Origin of the sequence: Actinokineospora sp. (genome assembly GCF_052390155.1) — a bacterium.
GTDB lineage: Bacteria > Actinomycetota > Actinomycetes > Mycobacteriales > Pseudonocardiaceae > Actinokineospora.
Window position 1 is genome coordinate 12,553 of sequence record NZ_JBQTHF010000079.1, and the last position, 18,907, is coordinate 31,459.

Genomic DNA, 18,907 nt, shown 5'->3' on the forward strand with positions numbered 1-18,907 from the left:
AGTCGCCAACGGACACGGCCGTTCGGACCAAAAAGAACGTTGAGTCTCTTTGGTTTAGCCGATCAGTTCCTCGCAGCTACGGACGACCACGGCGGCCGCGCGGCGGTCCCGGTCGGGCAGCGCGGCGTCCTCGGCGCGGGCGCGCCACCGCAGCAGCGCCTCATAGGCGTCACTGGACGCGGCGAGCCGCTGGCCGGGGGCGGTACCGTGCCCGCCGATCAGCCTGCGGGCCTCGTCGGCGGCGTCGCCGAGGCCGACCCGGCCGGTGCGCAGGGCGGCCAGCAGCCGCAGCTCCCGCAGCTCGTGCGCGCTGGCCAGCACCCGCTCCAGGTCGGCGGCCAGCGCCGCCGCGGGCGGGCGGGGCTCCAGGCGCAGCACCACCTCCAGCGCGATCAGCGCCGACCGGGCCTTGAGCGCCTCCGCCCGGTCGGCGAAGTACACCCCGACCGCCTCGCGCAGCTCACCGATGCCGCTGGTGCGCACCAGCTCCGCCGCGAGCGCGTCCCGGCCGCGGAACCCCCGGCGGACCAGGCTGACCGCCATCCGCGCGCCGAACAGGCCGAACCGGGCCAGCAGCGCCGCGCGCGCCGCGGCGTCCACCGGCAGCGGGAACGCCGCCCCGGCGAACCGGTCGGCCGACAGCAGCGCGGGCTCCAGCTCGGCGCGCGTCACCGTGCCGAGCTGGTCGAACAACGCGAACTCGGCGTCGCTCAGGGTGGCCCCCGCCACCGCCAGTAGCCCCGCGACCGGCACCACGTCCTGGCACAGCCCGCGCAGCTCGGCCGACCGCGCGTGCCGCCGCGCCACCTGCCGCGCCGAGACCAGCGCGTCGATCCGGCCCGCGCCCAGCTCGTCGGCGCGCGAGAGCACCACGATCGAGGACACCGGGTGCGCCCGCGCGATCGGGTGCTCGTGCGCGGCGCGCAGCGCGGTCAGGTCGGCGCCGCCGGGGTGCGGCAGCAGGACCAGGCACGCGTCGGCGTCCGCGGCCTGGTCCGAGCCGGTGTCGATCAGCTCGACCTCGCCCGGCCAGTCGACCACCAGCCGATCGGTGTCGACCGGCTCGCCGACGATCGCGTCGAGCAGCGTCGAGCGGCCCGACCCCGGCGGCCCCACCAGGGCCAGCCGCAGCGGCCCGTCGAGCCGCGCGAGATGCCCGCGCAGGAACCCGTCCGCGCGCGGACTGTCCCGGTATACGGCCATGGCGTGGTCGAGCAGCGTCCAGGCCGACTTGCCCAGACTCACGCGGTGAGCCCGCGCGGTGCCCGGACGATCGCGGTCCGCGGCCGGTGCAGCGCGTCGGCCTTGGCCCGCAGCGCGATCAGGCGCTCCAGGTCGCGGCGCACCTCGGCGGCCCGGCTGCCGCGCCGCTCCGCCGCGGTGTCGATCTCCCGCTTGATCTCCCGTGCCGACGCCGTCGCCCGCGTGCGCATTTCCTGCGCCACCTCGGCGAACCGGTCGCGCAGCGCGCGGTGAATCACCCGCATCGAATCCTTGGTCTCCTTGCCGTAGGACAGGAAGAAGTCGTCCACGTGCCGCTGCGCGGTGGTCTTGGCGATCGCCTGGCGTCGCTTGAGCCGTGCGCCCCGCTCCTCGAACACGCTGCGCGCGCCGAACGCCGCGCCCGCGCCGATCGAGATCGGGTTGATCAGCGGCATGCCGGCGAGCGTGGTGGCCAGACCGGACATCAGCAGGCCGCTGTAGGACCCGCGCAGGCCGACGAACAGCTTCTGCACCGGGCTGAACTTCTCGATGTTGGGCCTGCGCAGGCCGTCCGCGTGCGCGGCCGACACCTCGCGCAGCACCGCCGCGGGCAGCTCGTGCGCGTCCGGCACCACCTCGCGGGCGATTCGCGCGGCGATCCACTCGAACCGCTCCAGCAGCCAGTCGGAGTTCACCTCGGCGACCGCGGTCAGGTTCGTCAGCATCCACTCGTCGAACTCCGACCATACCTTCGCCGGGTCCGCGATCTCGAAGTAGTCGTCCACCTCGCGCAGGATGCGCCGGGTGCGGTCGCGCAGGTCGTATTCCACGTCCGACATCAGGTCGGCCACGTCGTCGGACAGCACGGTCTGCCAGCGCGAACCCACCCGCTGCAACTCCTCCACCCGGCGTCCGGCGGCGTGCCAGTCGGCGAGCGCGCCCGCGTCGGCGCTCGGGGCGCGCGCGTCGAACTCCTGGCGCAGCGGCGTGATCAGCGCGTCGAGCGCGAGCCGGGTGGTCGCCGCGGCCGCCTTCGCCGCGACCGCGCCGGGGTCGGCCAGCAGCTCGCGGCGCAGGCACGTGATCAGCTCGCCGAAGCCGGACTCCGCGTTCAGCTCGCGGTCCTCGGTCTTGGCCGCGACCAGCCGCAGCGTCGAGGACACCGGTACCACCGTCGCGGGCAGCCCGGCCGCCGCGAGCCGCTTGCGGTCGTCGTCGGCGACACTCCGCCAGCCCGGCACCATGTCGATCTTGGTGAGCACCACCAGGACGGTCGGGCACAGCCGCACGACCTCGCCGAGCAGGTCCACCTCCAGCTCACTGAGCCCCCGTGTGGCGTCGGTGACCAGCAACGCGGCGTCGGCCTCGGCCAGCGCCGCCATCGCCCGCGCGGTCCGCGGGCAGGCCGCGTCGCCGACCGACGGCGCGTCGACCAGCACCAGGCCCGCGCCCAGCAGCGCGCGGGGCAGGCCGATCTCGGTCCGCACGACGTCGTCGCGGAGCAGCGCGAGCTTGTTCGCCCGCGCGGTCACCGACTCGATCGGCGCGCCCGCCCGCTCGACGGCGCCGTCCAGCGCGGGCCGGGCCGGGCCGGTGACCACGGCGGCCGTCGGGGCATCGGCGTGCCGCACGATGGCAGGTACGGCCGTGGTCAGGTCGTCGCCGATCGCGCAGACAGGGGCGTTGAGCAGCGCGTTGACCAACTGGCTCTTGCCCTGCCCAGGGCAGCCGAACACCACGACACGCAGCCCGGGGTCGAGCAGCCGGGCGCGCCGGTCGAGCAGTCTCTCGGCCAGGTCCGGGCGCTGATGCGTCGAACAGGCGCGGACCGTGTCGTCCAGCATCTCCAGCCAGGGCGGTGCCATCACCCGGACGAGTGTGCCGTGTCGGCCCGCGAGGGTGAAGACGGCGGGTCCTTCCTGCCATCGGACACTGGGAGAATTCTGCGAATTTGGGCGAATTTTCCGATTCCGCGCGGCGGCCGAGAAATGATCACGGCCTACCCGGTGTATAGGGTGTGCACCCGTGTCCAAGTTCGCGACGGCGGCCAAGCGCATCCTGGTGGGACGGCCGTTCCGCAGCGACCGCCTCGCCCACACGCTGTTGCCCAAACGTATCGCGCTGCCGGTCTTCGCCTCCGACGCGCTCTCCAGCGTCGCGTACGCGCCGCAGGAGATCTTCCTGACGCTGTCCATCGCCGGGCTGGCGACCTTCGTGCTGGCCCCGTGGATCGGCCTGCTCGTCGTCATCGTGCTGCTCGCGGTCGTGGCCAGCTACCGGCAGAACGTGCACGCCTACCCGAGCGGCGGCGGCGACTACGAGGTCGCCACCGTGAACCTCGGCAAGCGGGCCGGGCTGACCGTGGCGAGCGCCCTGCTGGTCGACTACGTGCTCACGGTCGCGGTGTCGATCGCCGCCGCGGTGCAGAACCTCGGCTCGCTGGCGCCGTTCGTCAGCGAGCACAAGATCCCGTTCGCGGTCGGCGCGATCGTGCTGGTCACCGTGGCGAACCTGCGCGGACTGCGCGAGTCCGGCGCCGCGTTCGCCGTGCCGACCTACCTCTTCATGGTCGGCATCTTCGGGATGATCATCTGGGGCGCGTTCAGCACGTTCGTGCTCGGCCACGAGCTGCGCGCCGAGAGCGCCGGGCTGGAACTGGTCGCCGAGGACGAGCACCTCGTCGGCTTCGCGTTCGCCTTCCTGCTCATGCGGGCGTTCACCACCGGGTGCGCCGCGCTGACCGGAATCGAGGCCATCAGCAACGGCGTGCCCGCGTTCCGCAAGCCGAAGTCGAAGAACGCGGCCAGCACCCTGCTGATGCTCGGCCTGATCGCCGTGACCATGTTCATGGGCGTCATCTGGCTGGCCCAGACCACCAAGGTGGTGCTCGCCGAGGACCCGGCGCGCCAGCTCGTGAACGCCCCGCCCGGCTACCAGCAGGACACCGTCATCGCGCAGGTCGCCGACGCGGTGTTCGGCGAGTTCCGGGTCGGCTACTTCTTCGTCGTGGTGCTCACCGCGCTGATCCTCGTGCTGGCGGCCAACACCGCGTTCAACGGCTTCCCGGTGCTCGGCTCCATCCTCGCCCAGGACCGCTACCTGCCCCGCCAGTTGCACACCCGCGGCGACCGGCTCGCGTTCTCCAACGGGATCACCTTCCTCGCGGGCTTCGCGATCCTGCTGGTGGTGGCCTTCGACGCCGATCCGACCAGACTGATCCCGCTCTACACCGTTGGCGTGTTCGTCTCGTTCACGCTGAGCCAGGCGGGCATGATCCGGCACTGGCAGCGGCTGCTGCGGTCCGAGACCGGGGAACCCGCCCGGCGCCGGATGCGCCGCTCGCAGGCCATCAACGCGTTCGGGCTGGCGATGACCGGCTCGGTGCTGGTGATCGTGCTCATCACCAAGTTCACCGTCGGCGCCTGGGTCGCCATCGTCGCGATGATCCTGATCTTCGTGCTGATGGCGGCCATCCGCAGGCACTACGACCGCGTGTCCGCCGAACTGCACCGCCCGGAGGACCAGAAGAGCATCGTGCTCCCGTCGCGCAACCACGCGATCGTGCTGGTCTCGACGCTGCACCTGCCCACCCTGCGCGCCCTCGCCTACGCCAAGGCCACCCGGCCCGACCTGCTCGAAGCGGTCACCGTCAACGTGCAGGACACCGAGACCAAGAAGCTCGTGTCCGAATGGGACAAACTCGACGTCGGGGTGGGCCTCAAGGTCATCGAGTCGCCCTACCGCGACATCACCCGGCCGGTGCTCGACTACGTCCGAATGGTCCGCTCGGACAACCCCCGGCACGTGGTGACCGTGTTCATCCCCGAGTACGTCGTCGGGCACTGGTGGGAGCAGTTGCTGCACAACCAGAGCGCGCTGCGGCTCAAGGGCAGGCTGCTGTTCCAGCCCGGCGTCATGGTGACCAGCGTGCCGTGGCAGCTCGCGTCGTCGGAGAAGGTGCGCGAGGCCCCCGTGGTGCCGCCCGGCTCGGTCCGCCGCGGCCTGCTCCCCAAGAACGGCGACAACGGCGACAACTAAGTTCACGTTAGGCTGCGTAAATGGGGCACATGGTCACCGCCACCCCGGCACGACAGGTCGCGCACCTGGTCGACACGCGGAGCGAATACCGCCTCACTGGCGAGGTCGTGGTCATGACCTACCGGCAGTACCCGCTGGGGGTTCGCAGGCCGGAGCTGCACCCGCAGACGTATACGGTGACCTGTGGGTTCTGTGGCAGCGAGCTGCTGATCCGGGTGGACAGCATCGAGGGCACCCGGATGGCACGGCGCCGCTGGTTGATGCTGGGCCTGCTCGGTGTCCTGTTCCTCGGCAGCAGCATCGCGATTTTCTTCGCCGACCCGCTGCATCGCTCGCTCTCGGTGGCCCTGGTCACCGTAGTCATGGCCGTCGGCAGCCTGTTCGCCGTGATCGTCGGCTTCCTCACCAGCCGACTGGAGGACGGCACGCGCCTGCTCCGGTCGCCGGGGCGCGAAGGGCACCACCTGCGCTATCCGTAGCGGTGAAACACGACAGACAACAGACGGCCTCCGGCTTGATTGCCGGAGGCCGCCTGTTTCGCCAGCGACCCGGGGGCCGCTGAGATCACCGCACTTAGAGACCGAGGTTCAGGCCATCGGTCAGGTCGCCCAGGCCCAGGTCCGGGAGCAGACCGTTGTCGCCGGTGACCGAGCCCACCGGGCTGTTGTCCAGCAGGTCGCCCACGATCGGCAGCTCACCCACGAGCGGCAGGTCGGACAGGTCCGGCAGCGGGTTGGCCACCGGCAGGTCCGCCAGGTCCGGCAGCTCGACCGGCAGGTCGGTCGGGAGACCACCGGCGGGCAGGTCGAGCGGCAGGCTGTCGAGCGGCAGGCTGTCCAGGGGCAGGCTGTCCAGCGCGGGCAGGTCGAGCGGCAGGCTGTCGAGCGGCAGGCCGTCGAGCGGCAGGCCGTCCAGGACGGGCAGGTCGAGCGGCAGCTCGGACCCGCCGGTGTTGCCGCCGGTCAGGAAGCCGGGCAGGTCGGTCAGGCCGGACGCGCCGCCGCCGGGGAGCAGCGAGCCGCCCTCGGAGACGAAGTTGGCCAGCGTGCCAGCGGACAGGTCGCCGCCGCGCAGCAGCTCGGAGTCGAGCAGGCCCGAGTCGAGCAGGCCGGTGTCGGTGAGGCCGCCGAACTCGTCCGGCAGGGTCAGCTCGGGGACGAGGCCGTCCATGTCCAGGCCGAACTCGCCGAGCGGGGTGTCGAGCGTGCCGCCGCCGCCGAAGTCGCCGGAGCCCAGGCCCAGGGACAGGGCCGCCTCCAGCGAGATCAGGTCGCTCTCCACCGCCAGCGCGCCTTCCACGCCGTCCGTGCTCGCGGCCAGCGAGCCCTCGGCGTCGAGCAGGTCGGACTCGGTGGCGAACCCGGCTTCGACCTCGCCGTCGGTGCTCGCGTCGAGACCCGCGCTGTAGGAGGCGAAGTCGGTGCCGCCCTCGGTGCCCGCGGCCAGGCCGTCGGTGCTCGCGTCGAGGCTCGCGCTGTAGGAGGCGAAGTCGGTGCTGCCGGAGGTGCCCGCCGCGACACCGTCCGTGCTCGCGGCCAGCGAGCCCTCGGCGTCGAGGAAGTCGGACTCGGTGGCGAACCCGGCCTCGACCTCACCGTCGGTGGAGGCCGCCAGGCCGCCGTTCGCGGCGAAGTAGTCGGTCTCGATGCCCACGGCGCCCGCGCCGCCATCGGTGCCCAGTTCGGTGCTGGCACCGAAGTCGCCGAGGTCGGAGCTGCCCGACGCGGCGGCGACAATGCCGTCGGTGGAGGCGGCGAAGCTGCTCTCGTAGCTGGCGAAGTCGGTCTCGCCCGCGAAGCTGCCCGCGACGGTGCCGTCGGTGGACGCCTCGATGTTGCCGGTGCCGCTGACGATGTCGGACTCGAAGTCCACCGCGCCCGCGAAGCCGTCGGTCGAGCCGCTGAACGCGGCCTCGTAGGAGGCGACGTCGGACTCGAAGGTGGAGACCCCGGACACGTCGCCGTCGGTGGTGGCGAGGAAGGAGTTCTCGCTGCGGAACGCGTCGGTCTCGACGGCCAGGTGGCCCTCGGCCTGCTCGGTGGTGACCTCGAAGTCGGCGTCGGCGGTGAACGCGTCGGTCTCCGCGGAGGCGTAGCCCGCGACGCGGTCGGTCTCGACGGACAGCCCGGCTTCGCCGCGGCCGAAGTCGGACTCGAAGCTGCCCTGGCCCTCGAAGCCGTCGGTGGAGGCCGCGAAGTCGGACTCGAAGCTCGCCTGGTCGGTCTCGACCGCGGCGGTGCCGACGAACTCGGCCTCGTCGAAGTCGGCCTCGAACGCGCCGAAGGCGGTGGCCGCGTCGGTCTCGACGGCCGCGCCGCCCGCCGCGCCGTCCTCGGAGACCGCGCCGCCCGCGGTGGCGTCGACCACATCGGTGAGCAGGGTGGCGCCGCCCGCGAAGCCGTCCGCGGCGTCGGCCACGGCCTGGAGCTGCGCGATGGGGTCGTCCTCGGAGGGCAGGGCGAGGTTGAGGCCGCCGGGGGCGTAGTCGATCACCAGCGGGATGACGTCCTGCACGTCCTGCGCGGTGACGTCGCCGAGTCCCGCGCCGGACAGTGCCGACGTGGGGTCCTCGGCGAAAACGGACCGAGCAGCGTCATCGGTCAGCAGGGTGAGCACGAACTCGTGCAGGGTCTGGTCCGAGGAAGACAACGACATCTCCATTTCACAGGCGTTTTCGGTTCGACAAGCGGTAGGGCCCAGGGCCGGGGGCATCGACCCCGGGCAGTGATGATCAGGTTAGGAACCGGGGTCCCCGGCCGCATCGGGGATGACTCCCAGTCCCTACCCCGCACTCGAATGGGTGAGTAGCCGTCACCTATTAGGGGGTTAGGGAGTTTCCAAGGTATGACCCTGGGTTGTGAGGAGGAGGCGTCCGCCTGGTACGAACAAGGGGTCGTGTCGCCGCTGTCGTCGGGAGCCCGGATGCCGTACGTGCTCGGGATCGACGTCGGCCGCACCCGTGGCACGGCGGCGGTCTGCCGACGCGTCGGCGACGCGTTCGGCAGGCCCGAGGTGGTTCCGCTCGACGGCGCGGCCCGGTGGGTGCGGTCCGTGCTGCTGCTGTCGAAAGATGGGGATGTGCTGGTGGGGAATGCCGCCGAGCGGCGTGCGGCGGCCGAGCCGGACCGGGTGGCGCGCGACGTGCTTGCCCGCGTGGGCGACGAGGTCCCCGTCCTGCTCGGCGGCGCGCTCTACCCGGCCGAGACGCTGGCCGCCGCCCTGGTCGCCTGGATCGCCGACGTGGTCGCCGAGGCCGAGGGCGGGCACCCGGAACACATCGCCATCACTCACCCACCCGATTGGGGGTCATACCGTCGTGGTCTCTTCCGGGAGGCGCTGGACGCGGCGGAGGTGTCGGGGGTGCTGTTGCTGCCCACGGTCGTCGCCGCCGCGGAGACCGCCTTCGAGCGCAGGCCGGTGCCCGCCGGGTCCGCCCTGGCGGTGGCGCTGGTGGGCGGACGGCAGTGCGAATTCGCCGTCGTGCACCGCGGTCCGGCGGCGTTCGAGCTGGTCAAGCACTGTGCGCCCGTCGACGCCGAAGCGGGAGACCACCTGGACGACCTACTGGTCGAGGCCGTCCTGGCCGAAGCGGGCGGTACGGCCACCGCGGAGCTGCGGGTGGCGTGCGGTGTGGCCAAGGAGCGGCTCTCCGTCGCACCCGAGGTGCGCGTACCGGGTGATGTCGTGGTCACCCGCACCCGATTCGAGGAACTCGCGCGGCCCGCGCTCGCGACCGTCGTCGACCAGCTCCGCAGGCTCGTCGCCACCGTGCCCGCCGACCAGTTGGGGGGCGCCGTGCTCGGCGGCGGAACCGCCCGGGTCCCCCTGCTCGCCACCCTGGCCGCGGCCGCCGTCGACTGCCCGGTGACGGTGGAGGAAGACCCCGCCACCGCCGTCTGCCGGGGCGCCGCCCTCGCCGCCCGCCCCCGGCTGGCCGTCCCCGACCCACACCAGGCAGGCGACCCGGTGCGCGGCCTGATCGGCCCGCGCGCTCCGGGGAGCCACCCCGACTTCCGGCCGGTCAGCAGCCCCCAGGTGGGTCGTGCTGGGGCTGAGGGGAGCGATCCGGGCTTCCGGCCGGTCGGTGCGTTCTCCGGGAATGGCTTGGCCCCCGATGGGAGCCATCCCAGCTTTCGACCGGTCACCGATGGTGGGCGGCTCGCCGTCAACGGTTCTCGCGGGGCGGCTGAGGGGAGCCACCCCGGGTTTCGGCCGGTGGACGGTGCGGGCGCCCCGAACGGCGACCGTTCTGGTGGGGACGGCTTGGCGGCGGATGGCAGTCATCCCAGCTTTCGGCCCGTCGCCGGGGCGGGCAGGTCCGACGATCCCGGTTCCGCACCTGCTCACCGACCCTCCCCGACCGCGCGGCGCCAGTCCCGCGATTCCCCATCGACCCCTACGGACGCCCTGGAGCAGGCGGACCGCGCCGGTCTGGGACCCTCTGCCGACCACCCCGACGATCCGCCGCCACCGCCGCGGCCGCCGGTGGAGATCACTCCGCTGGAGCCGCCGCGCCCCCGGTTCGCCCTGTCTCGGCGCTCCCGCCGCGACCCCGACGCCGACGAGGACAGCCGTTGATCTCCGGTTACCTGCACCCGAGCGAGCTGGTCCTCGACGACCCGACGCGGCGGCTGTGCGCGGCGATCACCTCGGGTGAGCTGTCCGCGGTGCGCCTTGCCGTCATTGCTCCCGGCGGGTACGGCAAGACGGCGCTGCTCGACCTGCTCGCCACCACCGACGGCGCCCGCCGCTGGCGCCGCGGCGCCGAAAGCGCCCCTCTCCTGGTCATCGATGACGCGCACCTCCTCGGCGACGCCGACCTCGCCGAGCTGGTCGACCTGGCCGCCGACGACCAGGTCGGGCTTGTCGTCGCGGCCCGCCCGCGGCCCAGGCCCGCGGGCCTGACCGCACTGCTCGGCAGGCTGCGCGGGCAGGTCGTGCTGCGCCCGTTCGACCGCGACCGGGTCGCCGAGTGTCTGCGGTCGGTCGCGGGTGAGCGCCCGTCCGAGGCCACGGTCGAGCTGGTCCGCGCGCAGACCGGCGGCGTCCCCGGCCTGGTGCACCGGCTCGCGCCGCACGTCGGTGCGGGGGTCGTGGGGGTACCGCGGGCCGCGGTGGAGGAGTTCCGCTTCGAACTCGACCGGCTGACCCCCGACGCGCTGCGGGTGCTGGTGGCCGCCGAGATCGGCGTCGTCGGCGACCCGGACCTGCTCGCCGGGCTGCTCGGGCGCCCGCCCGCGGACGTGGTGGACGAGGTGCGCGGCAGCGGCCTGCTCGCCCCGGACGGCGGCGTGCTCCCCATCGTCGCCACCATGCTGCGCGAACTCGTGCCCGCCGACCAGCGCGACGCGGTCTTCGGCACGGTCGCCGCCCTTCACCTCGACCGCGGCGGCGCGCTGCGCGACCTCGCGTTCGCCCTGCTGGCCGCGGGCGCGGGCGGCCCGTCGGTCGCCGCCGTCTTCGAGTCGGCCGCCGCGCGGGCCGAGCCCGAGGTGGCGGTCCGGCTCTACGCCGCCGCCGCGGCCGCGGGCCACCCGGTGGACGAGGTCGCCCGCGCCGAGGCCGAGGCGCTGTCCGGCGCCCTCGACACCGCCCTGCGCCGCGCGGACACCCTGGTCGCCACCGCGTCGGGTCCGCGCCGCGCCGCCGCCGCCAGGGTGGCCGCCGCCGCGCTCGCGCACCGGGGCCAGCTCGCCCGCAGCGCGGAGCTGTACCAATGGTCGGGCGCGGGTCCCGCCGCCGCGTTCGCCGCCGTCGGACTCGCGGGCACTGGCAGGCTCGCGCAGGCGCGGGCCGCGCTCGAACGGGCCGCCGAGGACGAGCCGCCGACCCTGCTCGCGGGCGCGGTTTCCGCGATGGCACAAGGCATCCTGGACTCCATCGGCGAGCCGTCGGCGACCGCGCTGTCCACAGTGGTGCGTGCGGCGGAGACCCTGGAGCCGGTCGGCGGCGCGGTGCTGCTGCCCGACACCCCGGCCGCGCTGGGCGCGCTGCTGGCGCTGCACAGCGGGGCGGGCGCGATCGCGGAACCGCTGCTGGCCAGGGCGATCGCCGCGCGGACCGGCGGCGCCGTGCTGTTGACCCGGCACCGCCTGCTGCACGCCTGGACCGCCATGGTCCGCGGCGACGGCGCCACCGCCGCCGAGGTCCGCCGCGACGTCGGCACCGACCTGGCCCCGCGCGACTGGCTGTTCGCGGTCGGGCTGGAGGTCGGCGTGGCCCGGCGCGGCAGCGACCTGGCCGCGCTGCGGCGTACCTGGGAGCGGGCGTGCGAGGCGGTGATGCGGCACCCGGTCGACCTGTTCACCCTGCTGCCGCTGGGCGAGTTCGCCGTCGCCGCGGCCCGCCTCGGCGACCGCGACCGGCTCGCCCCGCACCTGGCGCAGGCGTGGGAGTTGGTGCGGGAGTTGGGAAATCCGCCGCTGTGGACGACCATGCTGCACTGGGCGTGCCTGCACGCGGAGATCATCGCCGAGCACCCGGAGGCGGCCGACGAACACGCGGTCGCGCTGGCCGAGTCCGCGGGCGCGGGCCCGTTCCACGCGACCGTCGCCGACGCCGCGCGCCAGTGGCGCCAGGTCCTCGCGGGCGAGGTCGACCCCGAGCGCGTCGAGGCCGCCGCCCGCGCCCTGCACGCGTCGGGCCTCTGCTGGGACGGCGCCCGCCTCGCGGGCCAGGCCGCCATCCGCACGGCGGACCGCAAGGCCATGCTCGGCCTGCTCGACTGCGCCAGGATGCTCCAGGGCACCGCCGCCCCCGCCGCGACGGCGGAGGACCGCGCGATCGACGTGATCGGGACGGCCCGACTCAGCGAGCGGGAACTCCAGGTCGCCGGCCTGGTTCTGGACGGTTTGACCTACCGGCAGATCGGTGACCGGCTGTTCATCTCGGCCAAGACGGTCGAGCACCACGTCGCCCGGATGCGGTCCCGGCTCGGCGCCACCAGCCGCAGCGATCTGCTCGCCCAACTCCGCGACCTGCTCGGCGAGCGCCAGGGCGCCTGACCTACGAGACGAGCACCACGAACAGGCCGATGAGCAGGACCGGGGCCAGGGTCCACCAGGCCCCGGTGATCGCGGTGACCGTGACGACCGCCACCACCGCCACGCCGAGGAACCCGAGCAGCAGCGGCTTCGTCCCACGTGGGCCGGGGGTCTCGACCAGCGGGTCACGCCGCGCGACCTCGACCGCCGAGGTGGGCGGCCCGCTGAACGCCGGGTGCGGCGCGGGCAGGTCGGCGAAGAGGGCGATCAGGTCGGCTCGGGTGCGGGCGGCCACGGCGGTGCCGCAGCGCTGCTCGTACTCGGCCACGTCCAGCCTGCCCGCCGACAGGTGGTCGGCGAGCGCCGCGATGGCGCGCTCCCGGTCGGTCGTGCCGATGCGGATGTTGGCGTCTCGGCCAGTCCCCATGTGCTCACTCTACGTCGAACACCGGGCGCCATGGCGAAGAATGGGGTCATGGTCACCGTGCGGGCGATCCGCGAACTGGCCCGGTCCCTGCCGCGCACCGAGGAGGCGCTGGTCCGCGACCGGGTGAAGTTCCGCGTGCGCGGTCTCGTCTACGTGGCCCTGTCGCCGGACGAGACGCAGATGGGGTTCGGCTACCCGAAGGCGGAGCGCGCCGCGCTGGTGGCCGCCGAGCCCGCGGTGTTCTTCCTCCCGATCCCGTCCGACGAGCGCTTCAACTGGGTCCGCTGCCACCTGGCCGCCCTCGACCCCGCCCGGATGCGCGAACTCGTGGTCGACGCGTGGTGCATGGTCGTGCCCAAGGGTGTGGCGGCGGCGTACTTGGCCCGCCAGGGCTGACCCTGGCGGGCTCCCGTGGTCAGCGCAGAACGGCCTCGACCTCGATGAAGAGCTCGATTTCGTCGCCGAGCGCCAGCGCGCCATTGGCCAGCTTGCTCTGGAACGTCATGCCGAAGTCGGAGCGGTTGAAGGTCGTCGACGCGGAGAACCCGGCCTTGGATTCGCCGCCCATGCCGACGCCGAAACCGCCGATCTCCAGTGCCAGCGTCACCGGCCGGGTCACCCCGCGCAGCGTCAGGTCGGCGTCGAGCTGGAATCGGACCCCGTCGGGGCGGATGGCGGTGGAGCGCAGCGTGGCGGTCGGGTGGTTCGCGACGTCGAAGAAGTCACTCGCCAACACGTGCTGGTTGAACGCGGGAAAGCCGGTGTCGAACGAGGTGAGGTCGATCTCGGCGGACACCGTGGAGGCGAGCGGGTCCGCCGCGGTGACGATCTCGCCGCTGAACTTCTCGAAGCCGCGGCGATAGCGGGCCAGGCCGAGGTGTCGGACGGCGAACGACACGTCGGAGTGGATCGGGTCGATGTCCCACACTCCGGTGAGGTAACCGGGGATGTCGATGGCAGTGCTCACGGACGCTCCTTGCGGGCTGATCAGGGACAAAAATCTGACATGCGGGCACAGGGTATCGACGTGTTCCCGGATTCGGGGCCGCGCTCTAGGCTGCCGGCGTGATCGCAACTAGTTACGATGTCGCCGCCGTTCGCGCGTGTTTCCCGGCGCTGGCCGAGGGTGCCGCGCACTTCGACGGCCCGGGCGGTTCCCAGGTGCCGGACACGGTGGCCGACGCCGTCGCCGCCACGCTGCGCGCCGCCGTGTCCAACCGCGGCACGGTCACCCCGGCGGAGCGGCGCGCCGACGCCGTGGTGGTCGAGGCCCGCCGGGCCATGGCCGACCTGCTCGGCGCCGAGCAGGTCGGCATCGTGTTCGGCCGCAGCATGACCCAGCTCACCTACGATTTCGCCCGCACACTGGCGAAGGAGTGGATGCCGGGTGATGAGGTCGTGGTCACCCGGCTCGACCACGACGCGAACATCCGGCCGTGGGTGCAGGCCGCCGAGACGCGCGGGGTGGTCGTGCGGTGGGCCGATTTCGACCGGGAGACCGGCGAACTGCCGGTGGCAGCCGTCGCCGGGCTGTTGTCGCCGCGCACGCGGCTGGTCGCGGTCACCGCCGCGTCGAACCTGCTCGGCACCCGCCCGGACGTGCTCGCGATCGCCGAGGCCGCGCACGCCGCAGGCGCCCTGGTCTACGTCGACGGTGTCCACTTGACACCGCACTCCCCGGTCGACATCACCGCGCTCGGCGCCGACTTCTTCGCCTGCTCCCCGTACAAGTTCCTCGGCCCGCACCTCGGTGCGCTCGCCGCCGCCCCGGCCCTGTTGGAGCGGCTGCGGCCGGACAAACTGTTGCCCTCCAGGGATTGCGTGCCCGAACGGTTCGAGCTGGGCACCCTGCCGTACGAGTCGCTCGCCGGAACCACGGCGGCGGTGGAGTTCCTGGCCGGACTCGTCCCCGGTCCGGGCACCCGACGCGAGCGGCTGGCGCGGTCGATGACTGCCTTGGAAACGCACGAGGTCACCCTGCGCGACCGCATGGAAGACGGCCTGCGCGCACTACCCGGCGTACTGCTGCACGGCTCGCCCGACCGCAGCCGCACGCCGACCGTACTGTTCACTGTGGACGGTCTGGCGCCAAGCGCGGTGTACGAGCGGTTGGCACTGGTGGGCGTCAACGCGCCCGCAAGCCACTTCTACGCCTTGGAATGCGCCCGATGGCTGGGTCTCGGTGACGCGGGCGCGGTCCGCGCGGGCATCGCGCCCTACACCGACGAGTCCGATGTGGACCGATTGGTGGCAGGCGTCGCCGACATCGTCAAGGACTCCTGACGCCAAGGAGTTGGGTTCGTGCCCAGGTCCCTGCGCCGACATGCGGCCGTGTGCCGTGGACCGTGATGGGAGATCGCTGCTGTTCAGCGCCCCACTTGCCACTGTTCCGCTACCACGTCGTTACGCTGTGGCGGTGTCGAACTTCCTGCCGACGGCTCCGTACCGGGGAACGCGCGATTTCCTGCCCGCTGAGATGTCCGTGCGGACGCAGGTGTTCCATGCGCTCTACGAGGTGATCGAGCGTTACGGTTACGGACGCTATGACGGGCCGATCCTTGAACCGGTCGAGATGTACGAGGCCAAGTCGTCGCGGGAGATCGTGGAGCAGCAGCTCTACACGATGACTGACCGTGGTGGGCGACGCTTGGCGCTGCGGCCGGAGATGACGCCATCGGTGGCCAGGATCATCGCGGGAAACGCGGGCAGCCTCCAGTTTCCGGTCCGGTGGTACAGCCACCCGAACTGTCACCGGTACGAGCGTCCGCAGCGCGGCCGGGTTCGCGAGCACTGGCAGGTCAACGTCGACGTGTTCGGATCGGACAGCGCGGCTGCCGAGATCGAGTTCTTCGAGTTGATCCACGACATGATGGCCGGTCTCGGCGCGACGCCGGACATGTGGGTGCTGCGCGTCAACGACCGGGTGTTGCTGGACTCGATGCTCACCGACGTTGTCGGCGTTCCGGCCGAGCAGGTCCGCGCCGTGTCCGGCTTGGTTGACCGCTGGGAGAAGTACGGCGCGGACAAACTCGCCGAAGACGCGGCCGAGATCGGTGTGTCCGACAAGCAGTTCGCGCGGCTCGGCGAGGTTCTTGCGGCCGGCACCGCCGTGCTTGACGAGATTCCCGATGAAGCGAAGGCCCAGTCTCGTCTGGTCGAAGTCTTGCGCGACAGCGCGGCCAGCGAACTGATCACCTATGACCCGTTGATTGTCCGTGGTTTCGACTATTACACCTCGACGGTGTTCGAGGTCTTCGACCAGCACCCGGACAACCGTCGGTCGCTGTTCGGCGGGGGCCGCTATGAGAACCTGGTCGGCCTGTACTCGGCGCAGCGCATCCCCGGCTTCGGGTTCGGCATGGGTGACGTCACGTTGTTCGACTTCCTCGACACGCATGGGCTGACCCCCGAACCGCGCAGCGATGTCGACGTGGTGGTCATCCCACTGGCGGAAGAACTGTTCGGTGTGGCACGCCGGGTTGCCCGATCGACCCGCGCTGCGGGCGTCCGCGCGACCACCCCGCTTGACCTGCGGAAACTGGGCAAAGAGATTCAGCGCGCGGTGAAGTCCGGGGCCTTCGCCGTCGTGATTGTCGGACCAGACGAGGTCAACGACGGCCAGGTCATCGTTCGCGACTTGGCCACCGGAGACCAACGGAACCTAGAGATCGATCGCGTCGGCCCGGCTGTGGCTGAAATGCGCGACACGCACGGAAAGTAAGAAGGTTCCGCCGACTGTGCCCGATCGGCGGCCGCACGCCATCCGAGGTGAACACCCCTGTACGTCAACAATGTACAGGGGTGCTGTCCTGTTCAGCGGTCAAACCGGCCCGCTTGGATGGCGCGCATCAGTTCCCGCACGTTCGTCCGCAATGCCGGCCCGGTGGCGTTCTTCGAGTCCCGCGCATGGTCGAGCGTATTGCGTAGCTCGACGCAGTTCGCGTTGTTTTCGCTGCGGCCTGACTTCCGCCAGGTGTATTCAGGTGCCACTGTGCTGCTCCGTGTTCAGCCGGTCGAATTGGCCTGTTTGGATGGCGTGCGTCAATGCCTGGATGTTCCCGCGCAGTGTCGGTCCGGTGGTGTTTTTTGAGTCCCGCAGGTGGTCGAGCGTGTTGCGCAGTTCGACGCAGTTCGCGTTGTTGGCGCTGCGGCCTGACTTACGCCAGGTGTATTGGAGTGCCACGGTACTTCTCCATTCGATTGTGCAGTTCGGCGATGACATTGACCGAAGCATCCGGTCGTAGGGATACTTTCTGGATCTTGTCGATCGCTCGTTTGTAGGCGTCCACGTCGCCGTCCTCGTGCAGCATGAGGACCGATCGCCGGGTGCCGACGAAGACGATGGACGACTTGCTCGCCGGTGTGCGCTTGGCCATCACCGCGTTCTGCATGGCGGTGGCTCGACTGGATTCAATGAGCACGAACTCGCCTTCCAGTCCAGGATGCCAGCCGCAATGCTCAGGAACGACACGCAATTCGACGTTCGGCCGAGCGGCCATTTCCAGGAGGTGCTGAAGCTGCTCGATCGTGGCGACTTTGCCGCCGATGTCCTGGTTAAGCGCGGCTCGGCCGAGCAGGACCAGCAAGTCCGCCGGGTTCTTCCTGTTGATAACTTCCCGTCGGCCGATCCGGGAGGTTACTCGTGACGCTATCTCCCCGGATGGGACGCCTGCGGCGGTCATAATAGCCTGGATGTACTCACTGGTTTGCAGCAATCCAGGAATCAACAATGGGGCTATTTCGACGATGCGGCTGGCTTTTTGCTCCCAATCAACGTAGGCGGCCATTTGCTGCCGCTGTTCTGGCAGTGTCGTCGCGACCCACTGGGACTCGTTGGTGCCGTAGGCGAGGGTCATGATTTCGTCGTAGCGGTCACCATCGATGTCCAGCTTGGTGAGGATTTGGGCGACCTGCTCCGGTTTTGGTGTCCGGTCGCCCGTTTCCCAGCGGGAGAGCACCCCGATGTCCCGACTGATCGCCGCCGCCACCTCGCGCAAGACCAGGTGTTTCTCCTCGCGGGCCTGCCGCAGTGCCGCACCGAGTGCTCGTGCCTTCGGTGTTCGAGCCATCGTCTCTCCATGGTTTGTCGGCCGGTAACAGCATAGCGTCACCGAGTTGCGCGCAGATACCACCCGATGCGCGTACGCAAGTCGGTTGTGCGGTCTTGACCCATTGTCAAATACTGGGCAAGTTCGCAAGGAAGCAATTTACCAGGCCCGACAGGGTTGGACTAACGGGAGGAGGGGCGCCATGTACGGCAATCTGGTCATCGGCACCTGGGTGGACATCAGCGAAGGCTGCCCGATGAAGTTCAGCGTGAGCGGCAGCGACGCCGTACACGTCATGCTCGGCGAGAGCAGCAGAGATGGATTCGAGCTCGCCTTCGACGTGGCGGCGCTGCGCTCGTTCGCCCAGCTCAGCAGCAAGGCCGTGGCCGAGATGGACGCCATCTACGAGCAGGAGGAAGCCGAACGCGCGGCCGTGGTGCGCGGTGAACTGGAGCCCTCGACATGATCATAAACGAGGCACCGCAGGTGTCCGTGTGGCTCGATGTCCCCGAAACCTGCCGGATGCGGGCCGAGTTCACGGGTGACATGGACGTCCAAGTCATGTTGGGCAACCCGCCGGACGGTGTGGTCGTGTTGTTCGAACGGCTGGCGCTGGAACGGTTCGTGCGGCTGGCGAGCACGCTGCTGGCCATCCCGATGCCCGACGACCCAACGGCCGACTTGCCTGCGGTCACGTGTCCGGCGGCCTGACCGAAGTCGCGAGGAACGGCCCGCCCGGACGGGCCGTTCCTGCGTTTGTCGCGTTGGCGGGTCACCATGCCGCTGACCCGGGAACCGCCGGAGTCGCCTGGTTCGGCGCAGTGTTGGTGCGACGTTAAGAGGAGAACTTCCCCCAAAAGGTTCATTCGTTACAACATTCGGGTGAATTTGCGGGCGGACTGTGTGACTATGGGCGCGACAAGGGCCGCGCCGGGGGCGGGCCCCAACGGGGGTGTGGGGGGACATGCGCAGCACTATCACGACCTGGCCCGCGCCCGGCTGGATCGTCACCTTCTCCATGTGGGACCTGCGCGCGGGCCGGGCCCGCTTCATCGGCATCGGCGTGGTCGCGGGCGAGCCCGAGCCGCACCCGATCCTGGACATCCTGCGGCTGCCGATCCGCGCGCTCGACGACGACTCCGGGCCGGTCCCCGGCTGGATCGCGCGGTCGGACATCATTGACGTGGTGCCGCCGCGGTATTGAGACG

The 18,907-nt window shown here is 71.3% G+C and carries 18 protein-coding genes; 10 read left to right on the forward strand and 8 right to left on the reverse strand.

The window, feature by feature from the left end:
• Positions 1 to 54: 54 nt before the first annotated feature.
• Together ACT4N7_RS25210 and ACT4N7_RS25215 are read right to left on the reverse strand one after the other, a co-directional pair.
• Positions 55 to 1,245: a hypothetical protein gene (locus tag ACT4N7_RS25210; protein WP_444831327.1), complete on the reverse strand. Its 1,191-nt coding sequence runs from the start codon at positions 1,243 to 1,245 to the stop codon at positions 55 to 57.
• Positions 1,242 to 3,068 (reverse strand): dynamin family protein, encoded by a 1,827-nt coding sequence (locus tag ACT4N7_RS25215; protein WP_444831352.1) that lies wholly within the window; start codon positions 3,066 to 3,068, stop codon positions 1,242 to 1,244. The genes ACT4N7_RS25210 and ACT4N7_RS25215 overlap by 4 nt, the downstream gene beginning before the upstream one ends.
• A gap of 160 nt (positions 3,069 to 3,228) precedes the next feature.
• On the opposite strand from ACT4N7_RS25215, the gene ACT4N7_RS25220 reads away from it, so the two are divergent.
• Together ACT4N7_RS25220 and ACT4N7_RS25225 are read left to right on the forward strand one after the other, a co-directional pair.
• On the forward strand, positions 3,229 to 5,241 hold the full coding sequence (locus ACT4N7_RS25220) for an APC family permease (RefSeq protein WP_444831328.1): 2,013 nt from the start codon (positions 3,229 to 3,231) through the stop codon (positions 5,239 to 5,241).
• A 29-nt stretch (positions 5,242 to 5,270) separates the two neighbouring features.
• The gene (locus ACT4N7_RS25225) at positions 5,271 to 5,720 is read left to right on the forward strand and encodes a hypothetical protein (protein WP_444831329.1); all 450 of its coding nucleotides are present in this window, start codon (positions 5,271 to 5,273) and stop codon (positions 5,718 to 5,720) included.
• Between the two features lie 94 nt (positions 5,721 to 5,814).
• Here the strand turns inward: ACT4N7_RS25225 and ACT4N7_RS25230 are convergent, their stop codons facing one another.
• Complete coding sequence (locus tag ACT4N7_RS25230) at positions 5,815 to 7,890, reverse strand: IniB N-terminal domain-containing protein (RefSeq protein WP_444831330.1); 2,076 nt, start codon at positions 7,888 to 7,890, stop codon at positions 5,815 to 5,817.
• A gap of 195 nt (positions 7,891 to 8,085) precedes the next feature.
• Between ACT4N7_RS25230 and ACT4N7_RS25235 the strand changes: the two genes are divergently transcribed.
• Both ACT4N7_RS25235 and ACT4N7_RS25240 read left to right on the forward strand, forming a co-directional pair.
• Positions 8,086 to 9,819 (forward strand): hypothetical protein, encoded by a 1,734-nt coding sequence (locus ACT4N7_RS25235; RefSeq protein ID WP_444831331.1) that lies wholly within the window; start codon positions 8,086 to 8,088, stop codon positions 9,817 to 9,819.
• The gene (locus ACT4N7_RS25240; protein ID WP_444831332.1) at positions 9,816 to 12,245 is read left to right on the forward strand and encodes a LuxR C-terminal-related transcriptional regulator; all 2,430 of its coding nucleotides are present in this window, start codon (positions 9,816 to 9,818) and stop codon (positions 12,243 to 12,245) included. Before ACT4N7_RS25235 ends, ACT4N7_RS25240 begins: the two co-directional genes overlap by 4 nt.
• Position 12,246: 1 nt before the next feature.
• Here ACT4N7_RS25240 and ACT4N7_RS25245 read toward each other — a convergent pair whose 3' ends face one another.
• A complete protein-coding gene (locus tag ACT4N7_RS25245) occupies positions 12,247 to 12,651 on the reverse strand; it encodes a DUF1707 SHOCT-like domain-containing protein (RefSeq protein WP_444831333.1) in 405 nt (134 codons plus the stop codon).
• Positions 12,652 to 12,699: 48 nt separating this feature from the next.
• Between ACT4N7_RS25245 and ACT4N7_RS25250 the strand changes: the two genes are divergently transcribed.
• Positions 12,700 to 13,047, forward strand: coding sequence for an MmcQ/YjbR family DNA-binding protein (locus tag ACT4N7_RS25250; RefSeq protein WP_444831353.1), 348 nt, complete (start codon positions 12,700 to 12,702; stop codon positions 13,045 to 13,047).
• A 19-nt stretch (positions 13,048 to 13,066) separates the two neighbouring features.
• Here the strand turns inward: ACT4N7_RS25250 and ACT4N7_RS25255 are convergent, their stop codons facing one another.
• Positions 13,067 to 13,618: a YceI family protein gene (locus tag ACT4N7_RS25255; protein ID WP_444831334.1), complete on the reverse strand. Its 552-nt coding sequence runs from the start codon at positions 13,616 to 13,618 to the stop codon at positions 13,067 to 13,069.
• Positions 13,619 to 13,716: 98 nt separating this feature from the next.
• Here ACT4N7_RS25255 and ACT4N7_RS25260 point away from each other — a divergent pair, with 98 nt between their 5' ends.
• Both ACT4N7_RS25260 and hisS read left to right on the forward strand, forming a co-directional pair.
• Positions 13,717 to 14,934 (forward strand): cysteine desulfurase-like protein, encoded by a 1,218-nt coding sequence (locus ACT4N7_RS25260; protein ID WP_444831335.1) that lies wholly within the window; start codon positions 13,717 to 13,719, stop codon positions 14,932 to 14,934.
• Positions 14,935 to 15,067: 133 nt separating this feature from the next.
• Positions 15,068 to 16,372, forward strand: coding sequence for a histidine--tRNA ligase (gene hisS, locus ACT4N7_RS25265; protein ID WP_444831336.1), 1,305 nt, complete (start codon positions 15,068 to 15,070; stop codon positions 16,370 to 16,372).
• Between the two features lie 92 nt (positions 16,373 to 16,464).
• On the opposite strand, the gene ACT4N7_RS25270 is transcribed toward hisS, so the two are convergent.
• From ACT4N7_RS25270 to ACT4N7_RS25280, 3 genes are read right to left on the reverse strand one after another with little or no spacing between them, the layout of a single operon-like run.
• The gene (locus ACT4N7_RS25270; protein ID WP_444831337.1) at positions 16,465 to 16,641 is read right to left on the reverse strand and encodes a DUF397 domain-containing protein; all 177 of its coding nucleotides are present in this window, start codon (positions 16,639 to 16,641) and stop codon (positions 16,465 to 16,467) included.
• Positions 16,631 to 16,834 carry a DUF397 domain-containing protein gene (locus ACT4N7_RS25275; RefSeq protein ID WP_444831338.1) on the reverse strand — a complete coding sequence of 68 codons (204 nt, stop codon included), beginning with the start codon at positions 16,832 to 16,834 and terminating at the stop codon, positions 16,631 to 16,633. The genes ACT4N7_RS25270 and ACT4N7_RS25275 overlap by 11 nt, the downstream gene beginning before the upstream one ends.
• On the reverse strand, positions 16,809 to 17,720 hold the full coding sequence (locus tag ACT4N7_RS25280) for a helix-turn-helix domain-containing protein (protein ID WP_444831339.1): 912 nt from the start codon (positions 17,718 to 17,720) through the stop codon (positions 16,809 to 16,811). Before ACT4N7_RS25280 ends, ACT4N7_RS25275 begins: the two co-directional genes overlap by 26 nt.
• A gap of 181 nt (positions 17,721 to 17,901) precedes the next feature.
• On the opposite strand from ACT4N7_RS25280, the gene ACT4N7_RS25285 reads away from it, so the two are divergent.
• The 3 genes from ACT4N7_RS25285 (at position 17,902) to ACT4N7_RS25295 (ending at position 18,903) form a co-directional block, all read left to right on the forward strand.
• On the forward strand, positions 17,902 to 18,165 hold the full coding sequence (locus ACT4N7_RS25285; protein WP_444831340.1) for a hypothetical protein: 264 nt from the start codon (positions 17,902 to 17,904) through the stop codon (positions 18,163 to 18,165).
• A complete protein-coding gene (locus ACT4N7_RS25290; protein ID WP_444831341.1) occupies positions 18,162 to 18,410 on the forward strand; it encodes a hypothetical protein in 249 nt (82 codons plus the stop codon). The genes ACT4N7_RS25285 and ACT4N7_RS25290 overlap by 4 nt, the downstream gene beginning before the upstream one ends.
• A 253-nt stretch (positions 18,411 to 18,663) precedes the next feature.
• Positions 18,664 to 18,903 (forward strand): hypothetical protein, encoded by a 240-nt coding sequence (locus ACT4N7_RS25295; RefSeq protein WP_444831342.1) that lies wholly within the window; start codon positions 18,664 to 18,666, stop codon positions 18,901 to 18,903.
• The last annotated feature ends 4 nt before the right edge of the window (positions 18,904 to 18,907 follow it).

Coding starts and splice junctions, on each gene's coding strand:
- ACT4N7_RS25215 (WP_444831352.1), bottom strand. CDS start 3,068: ATGGCACCGCCCTGGCTGGAGATGCTGGACGACACGGTCCGCGCCTGT.
- ACT4N7_RS25225 (WP_444831329.1), top strand. CDS start 5,271: ATGGTCACCGCCACCCCGGCACGACAGGTCGCGCACCTGGTCGACACG.
- ACT4N7_RS25235 (WP_444831331.1), top strand. CDS start 8,086: ATGACCCTGGGTTGTGAGGAGGAGGCGTCCGCCTGGTACGAACAAGGG.
- ACT4N7_RS25245 (WP_444831333.1), bottom strand. CDS start 12,651: ATGGGGACTGGCCGAGACGCCAACATCCGCATCGGCACGACCGACCGG.
- ACT4N7_RS25250 (WP_444831353.1), top strand. CDS start 12,700: ATGGTCACCGTGCGGGCGATCCGCGAACTGGCCCGGTCCCTGCCGCGC.
- ACT4N7_RS25280 (WP_444831339.1), bottom strand. CDS start 17,720: ATGGCTCGAACACCGAAGGCACGAGCACTCGGTGCGGCACTGCGGCAG.
- ACT4N7_RS25285 (WP_444831340.1), top strand. CDS start 17,902: ATGTACGGCAATCTGGTCATCGGCACCTGGGTGGACATCAGCGAAGGC.
- ACT4N7_RS25290 (WP_444831341.1), top strand. CDS start 18,162: ATGATCATAAACGAGGCACCGCAGGTGTCCGTGTGGCTCGATGTCCCC.
- ACT4N7_RS25295 (WP_444831342.1), top strand. CDS start 18,664: ATGCGCAGCACTATCACGACCTGGCCCGCGCCCGGCTGGATCGTCACC.